The following is a 20,601-nucleotide window of genomic DNA, read 5'->3' as shown; positions in this document are numbered from 1 at the left end:
GTTGAGTGTTGAAAGGGATCCTAACGTTTCTTATCATTTTGGTGCTGCTCGCGATCGCGTTTGTCATTGGCTCACAAAATGAAGCACAAGTAACAGTTAATTATTTAATTGCTCAGGCGAATCTTCGCTTATCGACGTTAATAGCGATAACACTTTCAATTGGCGTTGGTATCGGAATTTTGGTAATGCTAATGAGCTGGCTAAAATTACGTGTTCAGCTGATGTCTGCGCAGTCTAAAATACAGAGTCTGGAACAAGAACACTAATGCTCGAACTGCTGTTTCTCCTTTTGCCTGTTGCGGCAGGTTACGGCTGGATAATGGGCCGAAATAGTGTCCGTCAAGCGCAGCGAAAGCAGTCTAGCATTCTATCTAAGCATTATTACAAGGGGCTAAACTTCCTTCTCTCAGACCAACCTGATAAAGCAGTCGATACGCTAATCAAAATGATTAACGTGAATAGCGACACAGTAGAGACGCATATCGCGATGGGGAGTTTTTTCCGTCACCGAGGTGAAATAGACCGCGCAATTAAAGTCCACCAGAATTTAGTTAGCCGTGATGAGCTCCAGCCGGCTCAACGAGAAAATGCACTGAGGGAGCTTGGTCACGACTACACACAAGCAGGCTTTCTAGAGCGTGCTGAAAATGCTTTTCTTCAACTGCTTAACAGCGATAAACACTACCTTGTAGCTCAACAGCAACTTTTCAGTATCTACCAGACCACGAAAGAGTGGGAAAGAGCCATCGAATTAGCCGAACGTATGGTGCAGTGTCATGGTGACAATGATGATTTGTGCGAACGCCTTGCACACTTTTATTGTGAACAAGCATCGGTTGAGTTGAAGAACGATAGCCAAGGGGCGGCATTGACCTTATTACAAAAAGCGGTAAATGCCGACGAACATGCGGTTAGGCCGTGGCTTATGTTAGGTGATATAGCGCTTGATCAAAAACGCTTTACTGATGCCAGCGCGTACTTTACGCAAGTGGCCGAACGCGATATCAATTGGTTCAGCGAAGCCGTACCTAGTTTGGAAAAAATTGCTGAAGAAACTGACGACTGGGAAAGTTTTCAGAAGAACTTAGAAGCACACTGGCAAGAGTGTGCTACGTCCTATTTAGCCATGGTTGATGTGCTTATGAAGCGCGGTGAAACGGCACAGGCGGCTGAATACTTACTTGAGCAACTTCGCAAACGCCCGACTATGCGCGGCTTTAAAACCCTTATGGGGCTTTACATTGACCAGCTTTCAGATAAAACCACGGCTGATAGCTTACGCTTACTTAAAGAATTGGTGGAAAAGCAAATGTTGCAGCGCCCTAAATACCGCTGTGGCAGCTGTGGCTTTTCCGGTCGAAAATTATATTGGTTATGCCCTAGCTGTAAAAAGTGGGGCGTAGTAAAACCTATCAAAGGGCTAGACGGAGAATAAAAGAACATGCATGACCCACGCGTTATTGTTGCATTAGACTATGACAATAAAGATACTGCATTGGCGTTTGTTGATAAATTAGATTCAAGCTTGTGCAAGCTAAAAGTGGGCAAGGAGATGTTCACCTTATTTGGACCAGAATTCGTAAAAGCGCTAATCGCTAAAGGCTTTGACGTTTTCTTGGATCTTAAATTCCATGACATTCCAAATACTGTAGCGAAAGCGTGTAAAGCAGCGGCGGAGCTGGGTGTATGGATGGTAAATGTACATGCATCGGGCGGCCTACCTATGATGCAAGCAGCTAAAGAGGCGATTGCAACAAGCAGCAACCCTCAAACTAAACTTATTGCGGTTACCGTTCTTACCAGCATGGATGAAGCGCAGTTGGCGGATGTAGTAAGCGGTGTGACACCAGAGCAACAAGTGCTGCGTCTGGCGGCACTAACAGAAAAAGCAGGATTAGACGGCATTGTCTGCTCGGCACAGGAAGCCAACGCATTACGCGAAAAACACAGCGACGATTTTCTGCTAGTTACACCAGGTATTCGCCCAGTAGGCGCAGATGCTGGTGATCAAAAGCGCGTCATGACGCCTCCCGATGCTATGAAAGCTGGCGTGAGCTATTTAGTTATGGGAAGACCTATCACTAAAGCGGAAGACCCTATTGCCGTACTGAAAGCAGTAAACGCATCAATAAACGGTTAGACTTATTTCAAATACAAAAAAGCTCGGATGTGATGTTCACATACCGAGCTTTTTTATTCCGATATTCTTATTCAAGGGTATGGCCACAGCCCTACCCGAGACTAATCTTTAGAAATTATTCGCCTTTAAGCGCTACTTCAGCTGGTGTATAGGTAAGGCCTAGTTCTTCACCTAGCGCGTCAACCACAGCTTTGTACGTTACCTTACCTTCGTGCACGTTTAGACCGTTAAGCAAGTGCTTGTCTTCTAGCATCGCTTTCGCAGGGCCTTTGTTTGCAAGGGCTAAGCCGAATGGCAATGTGGCATTGTTAAGTGCCATTGTAGAAGTACGCGCAACGCCACCTGGCATGTTTGCAACACAGTAGTGAACCACGTCATCAACAATATAAACTGGGTCTTGGTGTGTTGTTGCTTTAGATGTTTCAAAGCATCCGCCTTGGTCGATAGCAACATCAACAAGCACTGAACCAGGCTTCATTGCCTTAATCTGTTCGCGAGTAAGAAGCTTCGGAGCTGCAGCGCCAGGAATAAGTACCGCACCAACAACAAGATCAGCTTTTGAAGAGTAGTGCTCAATAGCGTCAACGGTAGAGTAAACCGTTTTTACTTGTCCGTTAAAGATATCATCGATTTGACGAAGACGAGGAAGCGAGCGGTCAAGAATAGTGACATCAGCACCAAGGCCTAGTGCCATTTTTGCTGCGTTAGTACCAACAACACCACCGCCGATAACCAGTACTTTACCTGGTGCTACACCCGGAACGCCACCAAGAAGTGTACCGCTACCGCCGTGTGCTTTTTCAAGGTAGTGCGCGCCAGCTTGAACCGACATACGGCCAGCTACTTCACTCATTGGTGCGAGTAGTGGAAGCCCACCGCGGTCGTCAGTCACTGTTTCATATGCGATACACGTTGCACCAGACTCAACAAGCAGCTTTGTTTGCGTAGGATCAGGCGCTAAATGTAGGTAGGTGTATAGTGTCTGGCCTTTACGAAGCATTTTACACTCGTTAGGCTGAGGCTCTTTAACTTTTACGATCATTTCTGCTTCAGCAAACACTTGCTCAGCCGTTGATGCAATGGCTGCGCCTGCTTCGACATACATTTCGTTAGTGAAACCTATTGCTTCACCTGCGTTCGTTTCTACTAAAACGCTGTGACCGTGGCTAACAAACTCTTTTACAGCTGCTGGCGTCAAGCCAACACGGTATTCGTGGTTCTTAATTTCTTTTGGTACACCAACTAACATGTATAGTCCTCAATCTTATAGTGAGCTTCTAAGCGGCTCTGGTTGAACTTTTGATGAATAGTGTTCGGCTTTGAAGCACGTGAACATATTTGCGGAGTATACGTGATAAAAAAACGAACTATCTGCTGAAGAATGGGCGTTTGTAGCATATAATTCTCCTAAAAGATGCTTTTAAGATATTTTATATGCTGGTAAAGACACCAAAACACCTAGACCGAATAGACAGGAATATCCTGGTACAGTTACAGAAAAACGGGCGTATATCAAACGTCGAACTTGCTAAAGAAGTGGGATTAAGCCCCAGCCCTTGTCTTGAGAGAGTTAAGAGGCTGGAGGCTCAGGGCTATATAAAAGGATATCATGCTGTCGTTGACCCAGAAAAGCTCGGCGCAGCTATGCTTGTGTTCGTAGAGATTACGTTAACGAAAACATCGGTAGATATCTTTGCAGAATTTTCTGCTGCGGTAAAACTGCATGACGATATACAAGAATGTCACCTGGTGTCCGGAGATTTTGACTTCCTTCTTAAAGCACGCGTTGCAGATATGGGAAGCTATAGGAAATTATTAGGTGATACTTTACTGCGCTTGCCCGGAGTAAGTGAGTCGCGGACGTACGTTGTGATGGAAGAAGTAAAAAGTACATCGTCGCTGCGCATTAATTTGAAGTAATGAAAGCGTGGCTCAATAGCGTGGTTTTGTGGTAGGCTGTGCAAAAATACAGTGTTTGTGTTTTACCAAAGGATTAACAGCACGCTAAAGCACAGGGTAGGGGATGGGTGTATTAATTCAGTTGTGCGCTCAGTAACTTACCAAAAGGTAAATCAATAATAATTATGTAGGAATAGCAAAGAGTTCGCTAAGCTCTTTGTTGCGGTTAGTACTGCGGTTACCGCATAGCGTAAAAAGCTATCTGCGGTAATACATGCGATGGAAATTGAAGGTTTTTTAGGGTTATGGCGCGATTAACAGGGGTTCAGCGAGTGTGGGAAGCAGGTATGATTATCGCCTGTGTTTTCGCCTTCTTCTTATTGCTGGCACTAGCATCTTTTCATCCAGGAGACCCAGGTTGGAGTCAGGCTGGATTACAACTCGACGTTCACAACTGGGTTGGAGCAACAGGGGCGTGGGTCGCTGATCTTCTGCTATTCTCATTTGGTTTTTTAGCGTATTTGCTGCCTTTCGGCTCCGCCTTCTTAGGGTGGTTTCTATTCCAACACATTAAAGAACTCGATGAATTCGATTACCTTACTATTGGATTAAGAATTATCGGCGGGCTGTTGATGGCCCTAGGTGCAACGGGCATCGCCAGTATAAATTTTGACGACATTTACAACTTTTCAGCCGGCGGTTTTGTTGGCGACGTAATTAGTTCAGCGCTAGTGCCTTACTTCAATACCGCTGGCACAATTTTGCTACTTCTTTGTTTCTTCTGTACGGGCTTTACCTTACTAACGGGTATTAGCTGGCTCACTATTATCGACAGGTTAGGTGAAGGTACGCTGTGGTTAGGACGTAAGACCCTTTCAGCGCCTCAGAGTTTGTTAGCATTCGAAATGCCGCGACTAGCCCTAGCTAACAAATCGTCTAATCAAAGTGGCGACGAAGGTGCAGAGCTAGATATTACTAGTATGCGCGCTGAACCTTTGGCTTCTACTGCACAGACAAAACCATCACAGACACAGAAAACTACGCCATCACGCAGTGAGCCTACCTTTGGCATTGACGATGTAGATGATGAACCGCCGTTTTATACCTATGACGGAGACAAGTCTGTTCAATCTAATCCCAACGATACTGTCAACGCCGAGGAAGACGATGCGACATCAAGTGCAGATGTAGATGCAGCTGAGACGAAAAAGTCGTCGTTCTCATTGTCAGGTATGCGTAGTGCGGTTACTGGTAGCTTTAAAGACAAAGTGGGTTTGGGTAAATCGAGCCAAGATGACTCAGTTCAGTCAGAAGATGATAGCAGTCAACATGAACATAAACACCAAGCGCAGCAAAGTCCGCATATTAACTTCGACGACTTAGAAGAGTTTGATGAAGACTTGCCTTACGAAACTGGAAGCAAGCCAATAACTTCTGCAAATAACAGCGCGCCATCTGTTGAAGGTAGCGAACCAAATACGGAAACGCTACAGTCGCAAACTGTTGAAACTCAGGGAGCGAGTCAAGGTGCTAACCAAGCATTTACGCCTGCTGCACTAGGTGCCAAACCCGTGAAGGCGAGGGCAGGTGAACTAGATCCTGATTTACCACCTATGCCGTCCTTTGATTTACTTGAACGTGCCGACAAACATGAAAACCCGCTTACGCCAGAAGAAATTGAAGGTATTTCTCGTTTGGTAGAGGAAAAACTGGCTGACTTTAACATTGAAGCGACGGTGGTTGGCGTGTTCCCTGGCCCTGTTATTACCCGGTTTGAGCTTGATTTAGCACCTGGGGTAAAAGTGAGCAAGATCTCAGGACTGTCGAAAGACTTAGCCCGCGCTATGTCAGCTATCTCGGTGCGTGTAGTGGAAGTTATTCCGGGTAAGTCAGTAATTGGCTTAGAACTGCCGAATAAAAAACGTGAAATGGTGCGGCTGAGCGAAGTTATTAGCTGCGATACTTTTCAGTCTAATAAATCACCATTAACCATGGTGTTGGGCGCTGATATTTCAGGTCAGCCAGTGGTGGTCGATTTAGCCAAAATGCCTCACCTTTTGGTTGCGGGTACTACAGGTTCAGGTAAATCTGTAGGTGTGAACGTTATGATTCTTAGTTTGCTTTATAAGAGCACGCCAGAAGATGTTCGCATGATCATGATTGACCCGAAAATGCTTGAGCTTTCCGTTTATGAAGGCATACCTCACTTGCTTGCTGAAGTGGTTACCGACATGAAAGAAGCCGCCAATGCCCTTCGTTGGTGCGTGGGTGAGATGGAGCGTCGTTATCGTCTAATGAGCGCTCTTGGCGTGCGTAACCTAAAAGGCTATAACGCGAAAGTAGAAGAAGCTATTGCTAATGGCACACCAATAAAGGACCCACTGTGGAAGAATGAAGAAAGTATGGATGCTGAAGCGCCTGACTTAGCCAAGCTTCCTGCTATCGTGGTAGTGGTCGATGAATTTGCCGACATGATGATGATAGTGGGCAAAAAAGTGGAAGAGCTTATCGCACGTATCGCACAGAAAGCACGTGCTGCGGGCATCCATCTTATCCTTGCCACACAGCGTCCATCTGTAGATGTTATTACAGGTCTGATCAAGGCCAACATTCCAACCCGTTGTGCATTCCAAGTTTCTAGTAAAATAGACTCAAGAACAATTCTAGACCAACAAGGCGCAGAAACTTTGCTAGGGATGGGTGACATGCTTTATCTGCCTCCTGGTAGCCCTGTGCCAACCCGTGTTCACGGTGCATTTGTGGATGATCACGAAGTACATGCTGTAGTTGCAGACTGGCAGAAACGTGGTGAGCCTGAATACATTGATGAGATCCTGAATGGCGAAGCGACGGCTGAAGTCTTACTGCCAGGCGAACAGCCTGAGGGTGAGGATCAAGAATTTGATGCCTTCTATGATGAAGCCGTGGCGTTTGTTACTGAAACACGTCGAGCTAGTGTGTCGAGTGTGCAGCGTAAGTTTAGAATTGGTTACAATCGGGCTGCGCGCTTGGTTGAACAAATGGAAATGAGTGGTGTCGTAAGTGCACAGGGGCACAACGGGAACCGTGAGGTTCTTGCACCGCCGCCCCACAAAGAATAACGAATGGATTGAATAAATGAATAAAGCAGTTTCGGTTTATTTTGTGAGTGCATTGGTAACGGCAGGTACAGCAATGACTGCTGCTAACGCTGCGGTAGAATTAGATACAACAGGTTCAACTAATGGCAAGAACAATGCTGACGAGGTAGTCAGTGCTCATGACGCTATTCAGGCTAATGCCACAGTAAACACTAGTCAGCCTAAAACTTCATCGCTTATCAAAGATTCTGCGAGTACTTCACTGCAGGCTTTGTTAAGCAATATGAAGCAGTTTCGTGCAAGCTTTGCGCAGACAGTAGTCGATGCACAGCAAAATGTCGTTCACGAAGCACAAGGCACGCTGACCATGACCCGCCCTAATAAGCTTCGCTGGGAAACAACGTTTCCTGATGAAACCCTTTTGGTTGCCGATGGCGAAGCGGTTTGGAATGTGGATACCTTTGTAGAGCAGGTGACAGTCCTATCTCAAGACAATGCGATTAAAGATAACCCTATTGTTTTGCTTACATCGACAGATGAAGCAACGTGGTCAAAGTTCTCTATCGATCAATTAAATAGCGGTTCATCGGCTTTAAAACCTGAAAAGGGCGCGGCAGACAACATCAATGGTGGTAGCGCAACAAAAAGCTACCAAATCACGCCTAAAGAACAAGGCGGCCAAATCGCTACGCTTACATTAACTTTTAACCAAGACAGTGAACTCGCTTCGCTTAATATGCTCGATGCGCAACAGCAAATCAGCACTTTGGAGTTCAGTAATATTGAAACGCGTTTTCCAGTGCCCGCTGATACGTTCTCAGTTGATATTCCAGACAGCTTCATAATTGATGACCAGCGTTAATCAAGGTTTCGCGCCCCTCGCGGCGCGAATGCGCCCGGTCACCATAGAGCAGTACAGCGGTCAAGAACACTTACTTGGCGAAGGTAAGCCTCTTCGTAAAATGTTAGAGGCGGGTCACTGCCATTCTATGATTTTGTGGGGTCCGCCCGGTACCGGTAAAACTACCCTTGCTGAACTCATTGCTCAATACACCAACGCATCTGTATTGCGTATTTCTGCGGTTACCTCTGGGGTAAAAGACATCAGAGCCGCCATGGATACGGCTGAAGAAAACGCCCGTTATAACCAGCGAACCTTGTTGTTTGTAGACGAAGTACACCGATTCAACAAAAGTCAGCAGGACGCGTTTCTTCCATTTGTTGAGTCTGGCGTTGTTACCTTTATTGGCGCAACGACAGAGAATCCCTCGTTCGAATTAAATAAAGCGCTTTTATCTCGTGTACGTGTTTATGTGCTAAAGACACTCGAACACGAAGCACTGTCTGAATTGATTGATAGAGCGCTAAGCGATACCGAAAAGGGTCTGGGTGACAGAGCCCTTGGTATTGAAGAAACAGCCAGAAACGCGCTTATCGATTTAAGTGGCGGCGACGCACGTCGTCTTCTCACCTATTTAGAGCTTGCTGCCGACTTCACCGGAGCAAACGAAATAACCGTAAGCGATGTTGAGCATGCGGTAGGCGAAAAAGTTGCTAGTTACGACAATAAAGGCGACACCTTCTACGACCTAATCTCCGCGTTTCATAAATCTGTTAGAGGCTCAGATCCAGACGCAGCCCTTTACTGGTACGCAAGAATTCTTGATGGCGGGGGAGACGCGCTGTATGTAGGAAGACGTCTACTTGCTATCGCGTCTGAAGACATTGGTAATGCAGACCCAAGAGCAATCCAGCTCTGTATTAATGCCTGGGACACGTTTCACCGAGTAGGGCCCGCAGAGGGCGAGCGCGCTATTGCTCAAGCTGCGGTATATTGTGCGTTAGCTGCAAAAAGTAACGCGGTATATATGGCGTTTAACGAAGCAAAAGCATTGGCGCGTAAAACCTCTGATGCACCTGTTCCCATGCATTTACGCAATGCGCCTACGTCGCTAATGAAAGAGCTCGGTCATGGCGATGGTTACCGCTATGCTCACAACGAGCCGAACGCGTTTGCCGCGGGTGAGTCTTACTTCCCAGAAAGCCTTACCGGAACTCGCTTGTATAACCCCAATGAACGCGGTTTAGAGAAAGCTTTGAAAGCCAAGCGTGAATTTCTCGATTCACTTAATGCGAGAAGTAACAATAAAAGGTAAAGTTGCAGACAAGTAACTCAACTAGTTCAGATTATATGAATTAGTTAATAAAAAAATGCGCTAGGGAGTTTTCGTGCCTCAAGGGTTAGCTTTGTATTGTTTTATTGCCGCTGGCGGTGCGACCGGCGCCTGTTTACGCTATTTTGTTACCACAAGTGTTGATTCCTTATTTGGAAAACACATGCCGTTTGGTACACTAACGGTGAATGTGGTCGGGTCGTTTGCACTCGCATTACTGTACGGTTTTATCGAACGTCATGATTTAAGCGACTCTCCTTACCGAGCGCTTATCGGTGTAGGGCTATTAGGTGCCTTTACTACATTCTCAACATTTTCCGTTGAAACCTTAACTTTATTAGAAAACGGGTTGTGGCTTAAAGCCGCAGCAAATGTATTTCTTAACGTTGGCGCTTGCCTAATAGCAGGTTGGCTAGCCATTCAATTGATGAAAGGATAATTAGAAACACATGTTAGATCCAAAGTGTTTGCGAAGCGATATAGAACAAACAGCTAAGCGATTAGCTGCCCGTGGTTTTAACCTCGATGTAGCAGCTTTCAGTTCGCTTGAAGAAAAAAGAAAAACACTTCAGTCCAGAACACAGGATCTGCAAAACGAGCGTAACGTACGAAGTAAATCCATAGGTAAAGCAAAAGCGCAGGGCGAAGATATTGCACCGCTATTGGCTGAAGTGGGTAAGCTTGGTGACGAGCTTGACGCCGCTAAAGCGGAACTTAGCGAACTGTTGGAAGAAATTAACACCCTTACGCAAGGCATTCCTAATTTGCCACACGAGTCTGTACCAGCGGGTAAAGACGAAGATGACAATGTTGAGATTTCTCGATGGGGCGAACCACGCACGTTTGATTTTGAAGTTAAAGATCATGTTGATGTGGCTGAAGGCTTAAACAACGGCTTAGATTTCGCTACCGCAAGTAAGCTTACGGGAAGCCGCTTTGTAGTGATGCGCGGCGATATTGCTCGCCTAAATCGTGCAATTGCTCAATTCATGCTGGATACCCATACACAAGAACATGGCTACCAAGAGATGTATGTGCCTTACTTGGTTAACGCTGACAGCCTTTATGGCACAGGTCAGTTACCTAAATTTGGTGAAGACCTATTTCACACCAAGCCAGCAACTGAAGAAGGACAGGGGCTTAGCTTAATTCCAACGGCGGAAGTTCCGCTAACTAATATTGCACGTGATGAAATATTAGATGCGAAAACGCTGCCTGTGAAAATGACTGCGCATACGCCTTGCTTCCGCTCAGAAGCTGGTTCGTACGGTCGTGATACCCGTGGCCTTATTCGTCAGCATCAGTTCGATAAGGTAGAACTTGTACAGTTAGTTAAGCCGGAAGATAGCTTTGACGCACTAGAAGCACTTACAGGACACGCAGAAGTTATTCTTCAAAAGCTAGAATTACCGTACCGCAAAGTGTTGCTTTGTACTGGTGATATGGGCTTTGGTGCATGTAAAACCTACGATCTTGAAGTATGGCTACCTGCGCAAAATACCTATCGTGAAATTTCTTCATGTTCAAACATGTTGGACTTCCAAGCACGACGCATGCAGGCTAGATTCCGTAACCCAGAAACGAATAAAACTGAACTTCTGCACACATTGAATGGTTCTGGTTTAGCGGTAGGGCGTACGCTTGTAGCTATTTTAGAGAACAATCAGCAAGCAGACGGAAGCGTTACGATTCCAAAGGCGCTTGTGCCTTACATGGCAGGCCAAGAGGTTATCACAGCGACTAGCGTGTAAATTTACTTTTCAGTTTAAATCACAACATTAATTTAAGTCTAATAGTTGCGACTTAATTAGTAACAACCCGATATCTTGTGAAGAGTTATCGGGTTTTTTCTTTTTACATCGTTACTTCCATACCTATCAAAAAGTGACGTGTATAGTCAGCGCAAAATTATCTTTACACGTAATAATTTTATTATATAAACAGCATCTTATGGTTCATTTATTCGTGCCATCAAAGTTGTTTCTAAATGTAAATAAAAAGCGTTTTTCCTCTTAAATTACTTATATTTCAGTCACTAATGTCACAATTGACACCTTTAGCTATATCTTATACTTTTGGCTACTGTTGCGCATTGCGTAACATTAATGAAATGTAAATCTCCCCAAGCTTCAAAAATGAAAATAGGTCGCATTTACATTTTACCTACATATGAAAGCTTCATGGATAAACGGACTTACCCATCGGGTGTTTCTGTTTGTCCGGAAAGCAAATTTCCAGGGAATAGATATGGAAAATCGAAACACACTTAATAGATTATCTCAGGGGATAATCGTCGCACTTGGAATTAGTGCTACTCCTTTCGTTTCTGCTCAGGACACGGTAGAAAAAGACGCTGACACAGTAGAGCAGATTTCAGTGGTAGGATCTCGTATCCGCACAGACTCTTTTGCTAATGATACGCCTATAGACATCATTTCAGTTGCCGACGCCGAAGGTGAAGGTTTAAAAACACTTGGCGAGCTACTTCGTACAAGCACCGCTGCTTCTGGTTCAAGTCAAATCACTGCGGCACTTACCGTAGGCTATGTTACTGATGGTGGTACAGGTGCAGAAACGGTAGGTCTTCGAGGCCTTGGTCCAAATCGAACACTTATATTGTTAAACGGCCGTCGTGCCGGGCCCGCCGGTACTCGTGGTGGTGTTTCTGCATTTGATTTGAATAGTATCCCACTTTCAGCTGTTGAGCGTGTAGAGATACTGAAAGATGGTGCATCGGCGCTATACGGATCTGATGCGGTAGCAGGCGTAATTAATATCATCACTAAAAAAGGTGATGAGAAGACCATCAACGTTGATATTAGTCAGCCGATGGAATCTGGTGGTGAAGACCGTCGTGTTAACATTTCATTCGGTGAAGAATACTCTGAAGGCTCGTTTCGTGTAACCGCTGACTATCGTAAAGTGTCTATGCTTCGCCGTGGAGACCGTGACTACTTTAACTGTACTGAACGTCTTCAATTTAACCAAGATGGAACTCGTGCCGACCCAATTGACCCGCGCACTGGCGACTATCATTGTAGTGAAGCCGGTTATGGCCTGTGGCTTTCGGGTGGTGTTAATGATGCATATGGCCGTGGTTTGAACGCTGCTTATGACTACGACAACTTTTTTGCAAACAATGGTTTTGAGAGTTTTAATGATGCAAATGTAGGGTTCACTACACCGGAAGGTTGGTATCCGGTTTCTTTCAATGATAATTATGAAAGTGAAGGGTGGTGGGACTTAAATCATCCATTCCTGGGGCAACAAACGGTAGTACCAGAAACACAGAATGCATCTATTTATGCAACCGGAGATTATAACTTATCAGATGGCGTAACACTTTACGGTGAGTTTATTTATAGTAAACGTAAAACAAAAACTGATGATTACCGCCAATTTTGGACGGCCGATATTCCGCGACTTCCAACTGATGTTTTAGATGGCTTTGATGGTGATGGTAGTGTAATGGCAGTAGCACTAACCGATCATTTCAGTTCTGAAATTGAAGTCGATTACACTAGAGGCGTAATCGGCGCTACCGGCGACATCGGTTTTTGGACCTGGGATCTTTCTTATCAATATAGCCACAATGACGGTAAATACGGTCAGGATATCATCTATGATGATGCAATGTGGATGGCGCAGAGCAATGCCTTTAATGGCGTAAGTTGTTCTGGAGAGGTAACAGAATTTAGCGGTAATACATGTGTTGATATTCCGTGGACAGATCCTAATTTTCTCTATGGTGATCGAACGCCTGCACAAGAAGCTTTTTTGTTCGGACGAGATAATGGCAAAACCACTTACGACCAACAAACGCTTGAAGGTTACGTGACGGGTGATCTTTTTTCTCTTCCTGCTGGTGAGGTTGGCGCTGCGTTTGGTTTCCAAATCCAGAAAGATGAAATTGAAGATACGCCTGGAGAGCACACGTTAAATGGCAACTCGTGGGGGCTATCTGGTGGTGGCATCACCGCTGGCGATCAGTTAACCAAAGCTATTTATGCAGAAGTAAAAATTCCACTTCTTGAAGGTATAACCGGCATAGAAAGACTAGATCTGACAGCCTCTGGTCGTTGGAATGATGTCGACACTTACGGCAACGACACCACGTTTAAGTTAGGTATGAACTGGTCTATTGTTGATGGTGTTAGTGTCCGTGCTAGCCGTGGTACTTCATTTAGAGCGCCGGCCCTCTATGAGCTTTATCTTGCTGAGCAGACGGGTTTTAGCGGTCAGTTATCTGTTGACCCATGTCTTGATTATGTAAGTGAATTTGAAGCGGGTAATATTACCGATACTGTTTTCGCGAATTGTCAGGCTGATGGCATTCCTGCTGATTATGATCAGGGCGGCAGTTCAGCTTTACTTATTACGAGCGGCGGTGAAGGGCGTCTTTCAGCGGAAACTTCTGTTGCAGAAGGCATCGGTCTTGTTTTGACCAGCCCCGAAGATACTTATGCTTTCTCTATCGATTATTTCAATATCGAGATCTCAAATGAGATAGACAACCTTGGTGGTGCTGATATTGTCGATCGCTGTTACGACTCTATCGATTTTGAAAATGAACCATTGTGTAATTTATTTACGCGTCGTAACGATAGTGAAACTAACGATTATGGTATAGATGTGGTTAACGGTGGATACGTAAACATCTCATATCAGCGTGTTCGTGGTGTAGATTATAATTTTACTTACGACGAAGAGTTCGATTGGGGTAATGTTCGATTCCGAGTAGAACATACAATGCAAATTGAAAAGTACGGTCTACTATTTGAAGATTCACCGTACAACAACGAAGTAGGCGAAAATGGTCTTCCTAAGCATACAGGTGTAGCTCGTCTTACCTATGGTAAAGATGACTGGAGTATAACGTGGACGGCCAGTTACTTTGACTCTACTAATGATTACGAGTACTACGGTAGTGAAACAAACACGACCACGCTGAATGATGAGACAGTAACATTTATTGACGAAACGAGGTGGACAACTTACCACGCGGTGTCTGGCTCATTTGCTTACGAAGATTTTGACGTCATCGTAGGTGTAGCTAATTTATTTGATGAAGAGCCTCCTCGTATTTCTGCGAGCGGATTTGAGTTGGGTAATGCTGCGCTATTTTCTCAATATGATTTTATTGGTCGTCGCGTATTTGCTAATGTTCGCTACAGCTTTTAATCTAGTGATTTGATTGTTTAAGCCCCCCGAATATAGGGGGCTTTTTTACATGGAGATAATTATAAATGAAAGCTCGTTTATCGCTTTTGAAAACGATTATGCTGGGAAGCCTAGCTTTCTCTTTTTCTACAAATGCTGAAGTGAAAACGCCCGTTTTAGAGGCTTTCGCAAAACACTCTCAGTATTTACAAATTAAAATATCCCCAGATGGTAAATATCTGGCATCTACTTCCAGAGATGATGATGGCGTTGTTTTCCTTACGGTACTTGATATTGAAAAGCAAAAAGTACAATCGATCACTCGAGGAAGGGGAAAAGAGTCAGTCGGCAGTTTCAACTGGTTAAATGATGAACGTCTCTTACTGAGCATGGTGCGTGAAGTCGGCGCCCTGGAGCAACCAGTCCCGACTGGAGAGTTGTTAGCGATGGATGCAGATGGCAGTGATAACGTGGTCCTCACTGGCTACCGCTCTAAAAGTGGTGATACCCGATACTCTCAGGTCGTAGATTTTTTACCAGACGATCCAGATGCCATCGTCGTTTTTAGCGTTCAAGGGTCAACAAAAGAGCCTTTTTTGGATCTCTATAAAATGAAGGTGAGCAATGGGCGAAAAGCATCGTTGGGTAGAATGCCGTTACGTATGTATAAATCCACAGGAGATAGCTTACGAATCATAACCAACAGCAAAGGTGAAGCTTTGGCAATGACGAGCTCAGATCCTAATGAAAATAATCAAGTAACGCTAATGGTACGAAGTTCAGTAGACGACGACTGGCAAGTGGCATTTCAGGCGGAATCATTTGATTCATTTTTCAATCCATTAGTATTTTTGGCCGATGATAAAACGCTAGTTGGACTTAGTACTATTGAAACTGATACAGATGCTGTCGCAACTTATAACATTGATACTAAAAAGCACACTGTTTTAGCTGCCCATGAAATGGTTGATGTGGAGCCGATATTGCACGAAGTTAGAGGGCAAGTGCAAGAAGTCATAGGCGCGGAATATGAATATAAAGACCTCAGTGCTACTTACTTTAGTGAAGTTAAAAATACTGATGAACAACGAATTTTAGCTAGTTTACGTCAAGCGTTTAAGGGCAGTGTAGTGTCTATCACATCTTCGACGTATGACGGCTCAAAGATGATTGTAGCAGTTGGCGGGATTAATCAACCCACGGCTTATTATCTGTTTAATAAAAATAAAAAACAGTTAGCAAAACTGACTGATACGCGACCATGGTTAAACGATTTTGATATGCCCCAATCTAAAATTGTTACCTATAAGGCAAGAGATGGTCAGGAGATTTCGGGCATTCTTACTTTACCAGTAGGTGTATCAAAAAACCTTCCTTTAATAATGCATCCACACGGTGGTCCTCACGGTATAAAAGATACACTTACTGAAATGAGAAGCGATGCTAAAGTGTTGGCGGCTCACGGTTATGCTGTATTCCAACCTAATTTCAGAGGTTCAGGAGGCTATGGCTTAGAATTTCTGAAAGCAGGTTTCAAATCTTGGGGAACACTAATGATTGACGATATGACCGACGGCGTCAATTATCTAATTGAGCAAGGCATTGTTGATCAAAATAGAATGTGTGTTTATGGTGCTTCTTATGGTGGTTATGCCGCCCTCCAAAGTGTCATTAGAGAACCTGACTTATATAAGTGTACAGTAGGTTTTGTAGGAGTGTATGACCTAGCACTGATGAAATCTGCAGGCGACATTCCAGAGTCTCAATCTGGTATAAACTACTTGAATCGTGTATTGCCTGATGGTGATAGCCAATCTCCGGTAAAAAACGTCGATAAAATAAAGGTACCTGTATTCATCATCCAAGGTGAGGAAGATGTCCGCGTACCCAAAGAGCATGCTTTTGCGTTACGAGAAGAGTTAGAAAAGCGCAATAAACAGTACGAATGGATGATGAAGTCTGGCGAGGCACACGGTTTCTATAAAGAAGAAAACAACGTCGAGCGTTGGACTGCAATGATTGAGTTTTTTGATAAACACACCGCTAAATAGTTAGTCTGAACAAACTGAAGTTTATCTTTAAAAAAAGGAAATGGGTGAATCCCTTTTCCTTTTTTTCATTTACCATGCAATATTTTGAGATATGGAACCTATAGAATTTTAAAATGGCGGAAGCATTTTTCAATACGAGGACTTATGTGCGGATTTATACAGCGTATTACTGACTCACCTGACGTTATTGCGCTACTTGAAGAAGTCGGGCTTACACAAACCATTCCGCTTTTTGTCAATGAATCTTCCACAAGCAATGTTATTAACTTTTATCCTGCATTTGGAAAAGTGCCAGAACGACAAATTACCAATTTAATTGTATCTGGTGATAGCACCATCGATGCAACGTGGTGGTTTGACGCAAAACCTAATGGAAACGCGCTTACCGTAGGTGATAGAACAACATTTAACGCTCGAAATCTCGATAGCCCTTATTGGAGCAAGTTCATTCGTGAACGACGCGCTGTGGTTGTCGCAACTGCAGTAGGGGAGTCAAACCCACTTGGTAAAGGGAAAGCGCACTTTTTAATGAAACCGGCTACTGGTGCATTGTTAATTGGCGCGGTATACCGGCGGTTTAGTAATGGCCTATTTTCCTGTGCAGTAGTGACGCGCCCACCCGTAGAGAGATTTAGCCAGTATCATGAAAAATCCATTCCTTGCTTTCTTCCACATAATGCACATGCGATAAATGCGTGGTTAGCGGCTGACAAACAAGGCTCATTGAACAATGAGGTAGAATATATTTTGAATAATCCTCGTATTTATACCGATCTTGAAGTCACGCGAGTAAAGACGTTTAAAAGCGCCGAGGCAATCGGTGAGGTTAATGTGTTAAAAGCTGACGAAAACCGCTAACTTTTACTTATAAGCGAGTAAGAGAAGGCGGCAATGACAACAGCCGCCTGTGACAATCTAACTACTAAATAACGTTTTATTTAAGGTAGGAAAGCAAGGTTTCTTCGTCCGCGCCTAAAACATTCTTTTTCACTTCTTTGTCGACGACGTCTGAACATTGAGATGACATTCCGCTTCTCAATTTACCAAGAAATCCAGGCCCACTAATAATATCTATCGAGCCCAACGCACCTCGTTTACGCTCACCATCTAGCCAGTCAGCAATGTCACTAGCAAATCGTTCATCTTCGAGTTCTGCGGCATCTTTTCGATTCATGCTATCAACGCCTGGTACTTGCGAAGCGGGAGCCGATTGTCTGCCGGGTTTATCTGTATAAATGTCTTGGTCACTCGCGCCACTAAACTCGTTATGCCACTTTTTTACTTCAACAAGTGCACTTCCGTGGTTGGTATAGGTGTAAGCTGTGGCGTCGTCGTGGTTGGCCACAATTACGTAGTGTTTTTGAACTGTCATACAGCCTCCTATGTCCATTTATGTAAAACATTCACGTTTATGGTGTTCGGTAAAAGGCAAGTATGAAAAATATGCCTGAAACCCGAGATAAAACGCCAATGTAGGAGGGGAGTTGCAATATCAACACCAAGGCTAAAACAGTTAACAATAGGGTGGCTCTTCTGATAGCTACCTTAAATCGGGTTTCAACCCGTGAAGCAAATCAACAAGTGCTTTTAGCAGAAGGCTAGCCGGGGGCGCTAGCACTTTAAATATAATGTGCGATCGCCTTTACAAGCACTTCGCAGGTTTAGGTAACCCTGCCAGTTTGGTGGCTTGCTTAGCCGGGCCTTTTTTAAAGAGTCGCTGCAGGTAGCGGCTATTACCTTTTTCTGGCCCAAACTTATTGGCCATAGCTTTCACCAAAGCACGAATCGCTGGGCTGGTTTCGTACTCTTCATAGAATGCGCGTACGAAGCGCACCACTTCCCAGTGGGCTTCGGTTAATTCAATGTTCTCTTCTTGCGCCAGCAACTCAACCATATCTTCTTCCCAAAGGGTATAGTCGAGTAAATACCCGGCTTTGTCTGTAGGGATCGCTTGCCCTTTATAATTGAAGCTATAGGTTTCTTGTGTCATGAAAGGGGTATCCAGTGCTGATTTTTTGCTGATATTGCAGCAAGTTCTTTGTGGGAAATTGGATTAAAATGTTCGGGAAGATTTGCGCCCCTGGTATCCGCATCTGTACTCAAGAACGACAGGTTTAGCGTTGGTTTGTCTTTTGCCGTGCCTTTTACCGTATTGGCCAGCCGCTCAAAAAACGCGATGTTTAATGCAGGGGCATAAACGCCATCACCAACAAATACAACATAAGTAGAAGTCGATTGCTCATAAGTGGCTTCAATAAGCTGTTTGTATTCAGTGCACAAATTTGGCGTTGAAATAGTAATAAGCATTAGAATGTCACCACATGATCTGCGCTTTGGATAAGCGTGACTTTTTCTTCTGGGGTTATCCACTCACAGTCTAACTCATCAACTAAACTGTTATTAGCAAGAACCTGTTCAATGTCATAGGTATCTGCACTTGCTCTACACACAAAGCAATCTTCGATATCGAAAAACGGCATGCTAGCTAAACGTTTGGTGTGATTTTTTAGTCCTTTGGTAGACGCTGCCTTAACAAGCTGCAGTACACCTTGGCTTTCAAAAAGCACTTTAACATCGTGCCCATAGTTTGTTGCAGCAAGCGCAAAATCTAAACCGTCTTGGCTTTTAGCATTGGAAAAAGGGCTTTGCGTAAACCTAATAAGTAGTTGCGCCATTAGAATTGTACCAACCTGTTGCAATCATGGAGCGCAGTGAAGAATTCGCCCAAACCAGCTTGCTCGAAAGGCGCGGTTAAGTTGGCCTGAGACAACCCATTCTCTTTCGCCTCTAACTCACTAACAATACCTCGCTTAACGGCGGCGGTAATGCATACAAGTAATTTCACGTTGTGCTCAGTAGCTAGAGTCTTCCAGCTATCAAGTACGAACAGCTCGTCGCCCGTCTTTAGCATTAAGTTATTGGTGTGGTGTACACCTTCGCTATAAAAGAAAACGTTGTTTATTACATCACCATTATCGATTACACCTTGTGCAAAGGAGAGGGCGCGTAACGCTGTATCGCCTTGAAACGGTGATGATGTGATAAGTACTGAATATTCTGCCATACAAATAAAAACACCCCGGTTAAGGGGTGTTTCTCTTTAAACCTTTAACGCTGTTTTAATCGTCGCCACCAAACGCACCTAGAAGGTGAAGGATAGACGTGAACAAGTTGTATATGTTCAAGTATAGCGAAACTGTTGCACGAATGTAGTTTGTTTCACCACCGTGGATGATACGACTCGTATCAAACAAGATGAAACCTGACATAATAAACACAATCGCTGCACTGATTGCTAAGCTTACCGCTGGAACCGCGAAAAAGATATTCGCAATTGCCGCAACAAGCACTACAACTAGGCCTACAACCAAGAAGCCGCCCATGAATGAGAAGTCTTTCTTTGTGGTTAACGCGTAGCCAGATAGCGCGAAGAATACAAGCGCAGTTGCACCCAGCGCTTCCATGATCAAGCCTGGACCCGCAACGCCTAGATAGAAATTAAGCGTGTAACCTAGTGATGCACCCATTAAACCTGTGAATGCAAACACCCAGTAGATACCAGATGCTGAATCAGCTTTTTTCTGAACTACAAATAACGTAATAAAAGCGCCGATAGTCATAACAAGAGACATCATAGGAGAAATGCCTACTGCCATTGCTATACCAGCACAAACCGCACTAAACGCCAGTGTCATCGCAAGCAGCATATAGGTGTTGCGTAGAACCTTGTTCGTCTGCAATACCGATGGTTGAGATGCACTTGAATACATCGAACGTTGATCCATTGTTTCCTCCAACAGGACTTATGATATGACCAAAATGGTACACAATTATTTAGTGTATGTTGTATGGGTTTTAGTTCCCATTTTCAAGTAGTTTCAGATGAAAATGGTGTCAGGTGAATATAAAAACATCTCTTATACGTGCTAAACAGTCTATTTGATTGAAATCTCGGCACTTAGACAACTTTTTTAATTTTTCGCTTTACAGTCATAAAAATATCATTAAGATACGCAGCAATTCAGGAGAGTTGGCAGAGCCCGGTTTAATGCACCTGACTTGAAATCAGACGTGGGGTCAAACCCACCGGGGGTTCG

General features: G+C 44.3%; 19 protein-coding genes. 12 read left to right on the top strand and 7 right to left on the bottom strand.

The genetic code is table 11. The annotated features are described in order from the left end of the window. The first annotated feature begins 8 nt into the window (after nucleotides 1-8). From QME20_RS13735 to pyrF, 3 genes are read left to right on the top strand one after another with little or no spacing between them, the layout of a single operon-like run. Complete coding sequence (locus QME20_RS13735) at nucleotides 9-266, top strand: lipopolysaccharide assembly protein LapA domain-containing protein (protein WP_014949639.1); 258 nt, start codon at nucleotides 9-11, stop codon at nucleotides 264-266. Further along, on the top strand, nucleotides 266-1,435 hold the full coding sequence (gene lapB / locus QME20_RS13730) for a lipopolysaccharide assembly protein LapB (RefSeq protein ID WP_168463694.1): 1,170 nt from the start codon (nucleotides 266-268) through the stop codon (nucleotides 1,433-1,435). Before QME20_RS13735 ends, lapB begins: the two co-directional genes overlap by 1 nt. Before the next feature lie 6 nt (nucleotides 1,436-1,441). Continuing rightward, a complete protein-coding gene (gene pyrF / locus QME20_RS13725) occupies nucleotides 1,442-2,140 on the top strand; it encodes an orotidine-5'-phosphate decarboxylase (RefSeq protein ID WP_101564731.1) in 699 nt (232 codons plus the stop codon). 115 nt (nucleotides 2,141-2,255) lie between these two features. On the opposite strand, the gene ald is transcribed toward pyrF, so the two are convergent. After that, nucleotides 2,256-3,389, bottom strand: a complete 1,134-nt coding sequence (gene ald, locus QME20_RS13720) for an alanine dehydrogenase (protein ID WP_014949636.1) — start codon at nucleotides 3,387-3,389, stop codon at nucleotides 2,256-2,258. Between the two features lie 185 nt (nucleotides 3,390-3,574). Here ald and lrp point away from each other — a divergent pair, with 185 nt between their 5' ends. From lrp to QME20_RS13670, 9 genes are all read left to right on the top strand, one after another. Then, a complete protein-coding gene (lrp, locus tag QME20_RS13715; protein WP_014949635.1) occupies nucleotides 3,575-4,060 on the top strand; it encodes a leucine-responsive transcriptional regulator Lrp in 486 nt (161 codons plus the stop codon). 284 nt (nucleotides 4,061-4,344) lie between these two features. Further along, on the top strand, nucleotides 4,345-7,140 hold the full coding sequence (locus QME20_RS19710) for a DNA translocase FtsK (RefSeq protein WP_014949634.1): 2,796 nt from the start codon (nucleotides 4,345-4,347) through the stop codon (nucleotides 7,138-7,140). A gap of 16 nt (nucleotides 7,141-7,156) precedes the next feature. Continuing rightward, nucleotides 7,157-7,981, top strand: a complete 825-nt coding sequence (lolA, locus tag QME20_RS13700) for an outer membrane lipoprotein chaperone LolA (RefSeq protein WP_281716083.1) — start codon at nucleotides 7,157-7,159, stop codon at nucleotides 7,979-7,981. Beyond that, nucleotides 7,968-9,275, top strand: a complete 1,308-nt coding sequence (locus QME20_RS13695; protein ID WP_281716082.1) for a replication-associated recombination protein A — start codon at nucleotides 7,968-7,970, stop codon at nucleotides 9,273-9,275. Before lolA ends, QME20_RS13695 begins: the two co-directional genes overlap by 14 nt. A 73-nt stretch (nucleotides 9,276-9,348) precedes the next feature. After that, a complete protein-coding gene (crcB, locus tag QME20_RS13690; RefSeq protein WP_014949631.1) occupies nucleotides 9,349-9,732 on the top strand; it encodes a fluoride efflux transporter CrcB in 384 nt (127 codons plus the stop codon). Nucleotides 9,733-9,742: 10 nt separating this feature from the next. Continuing rightward, the gene (gene serS / locus QME20_RS13685; RefSeq protein WP_281716081.1) at nucleotides 9,743-11,044 is read left to right on the top strand and encodes a serine--tRNA ligase; all 1,302 of its coding nucleotides are present in this window, start codon (nucleotides 9,743-9,745) and stop codon (nucleotides 11,042-11,044) included. A 496-nt stretch (nucleotides 11,045-11,540) separates the two neighbouring features. Beyond that, nucleotides 11,541-14,474: a TonB-dependent receptor gene (locus QME20_RS13680; protein ID WP_281716080.1), complete on the top strand. Its 2,934-nt coding sequence runs from the start codon at nucleotides 11,541-11,543 to the stop codon at nucleotides 14,472-14,474. Nucleotides 14,475-14,539: 65 nt separating this feature from the next. Next, the gene (locus QME20_RS13675) at nucleotides 14,540-16,504 is read left to right on the top strand and encodes a S9 family peptidase (RefSeq protein WP_281716079.1); all 1,965 of its coding nucleotides are present in this window, start codon (nucleotides 14,540-14,542) and stop codon (nucleotides 16,502-16,504) included. A gap of 144 nt (nucleotides 16,505-16,648) precedes the next feature. Next, complete coding sequence (locus tag QME20_RS13670) at nucleotides 16,649-17,362, top strand: SOS response-associated peptidase family protein (RefSeq protein WP_281716078.1); 714 nt, start codon at nucleotides 16,649-16,651, stop codon at nucleotides 17,360-17,362. A gap of 76 nt (nucleotides 17,363-17,438) precedes the next feature. Here QME20_RS13670 and QME20_RS13665 read toward each other — a convergent pair whose 3' ends face one another. From QME20_RS13665 to QME20_RS13640, 6 genes are all read right to left on the bottom strand, one after another. Further along, on the bottom strand, nucleotides 17,439-17,876 hold the full coding sequence (locus QME20_RS13665; protein ID WP_014979395.1) for a host attachment protein: 438 nt from the start codon (nucleotides 17,874-17,876) through the stop codon (nucleotides 17,439-17,441). A 270-nt stretch (nucleotides 17,877-18,146) separates the two neighbouring features. After that, nucleotides 18,147-18,494 (bottom strand): TusE/DsrC/DsvC family sulfur relay protein, encoded by a 348-nt coding sequence (locus QME20_RS13660; RefSeq protein WP_014949623.1) that lies wholly within the window; start codon nucleotides 18,492-18,494, stop codon nucleotides 18,147-18,149. Next, the gene (locus tag QME20_RS13655) at nucleotides 18,491-18,811 is read right to left on the bottom strand and encodes a hypothetical protein (protein WP_281716077.1); all 321 of its coding nucleotides are present in this window, start codon (nucleotides 18,809-18,811) and stop codon (nucleotides 18,491-18,493) included. The genes QME20_RS13660 and QME20_RS13655 overlap by 4 nt, the downstream gene beginning before the upstream one ends. After that, the gene (locus QME20_RS13650) at nucleotides 18,811-19,179 is read right to left on the bottom strand and encodes a DsrE family protein (protein WP_202942829.1); all 369 of its coding nucleotides are present in this window, start codon (nucleotides 19,177-19,179) and stop codon (nucleotides 18,811-18,813) included. The genes QME20_RS13655 and QME20_RS13650 overlap by 1 nt, the downstream gene beginning before the upstream one ends. After that, complete coding sequence (gene tusD / locus QME20_RS13645) at nucleotides 19,179-19,568, bottom strand: sulfurtransferase complex subunit TusD (protein WP_014976653.1); 390 nt, start codon at nucleotides 19,566-19,568, stop codon at nucleotides 19,179-19,181. The genes QME20_RS13650 and tusD overlap by 1 nt, the downstream gene beginning before the upstream one ends. 55 nt (nucleotides 19,569-19,623) lie before the next feature. Then, nucleotides 19,624-20,289 (bottom strand): Bax inhibitor-1/YccA family protein, encoded by a 666-nt coding sequence (locus tag QME20_RS13640; protein WP_014949619.1) that lies wholly within the window; start codon nucleotides 20,287-20,289, stop codon nucleotides 19,624-19,626. Nucleotides 20,290-20,601 lie beyond the last annotated feature (312 nt).

Origin of the sequence: Alteromonas sp. CyTr2, from assembly GCF_947311905.1 — a bacterium.
Lineage (GTDB): Bacteria > Pseudomonadota > Gammaproteobacteria > Enterobacterales > Alteromonadaceae > Alteromonas > Alteromonas macleodii.
Note: the sequence above shows the minus strand (reverse complement) of the source record. Positions and strands in the feature narration are given on the sequence as shown.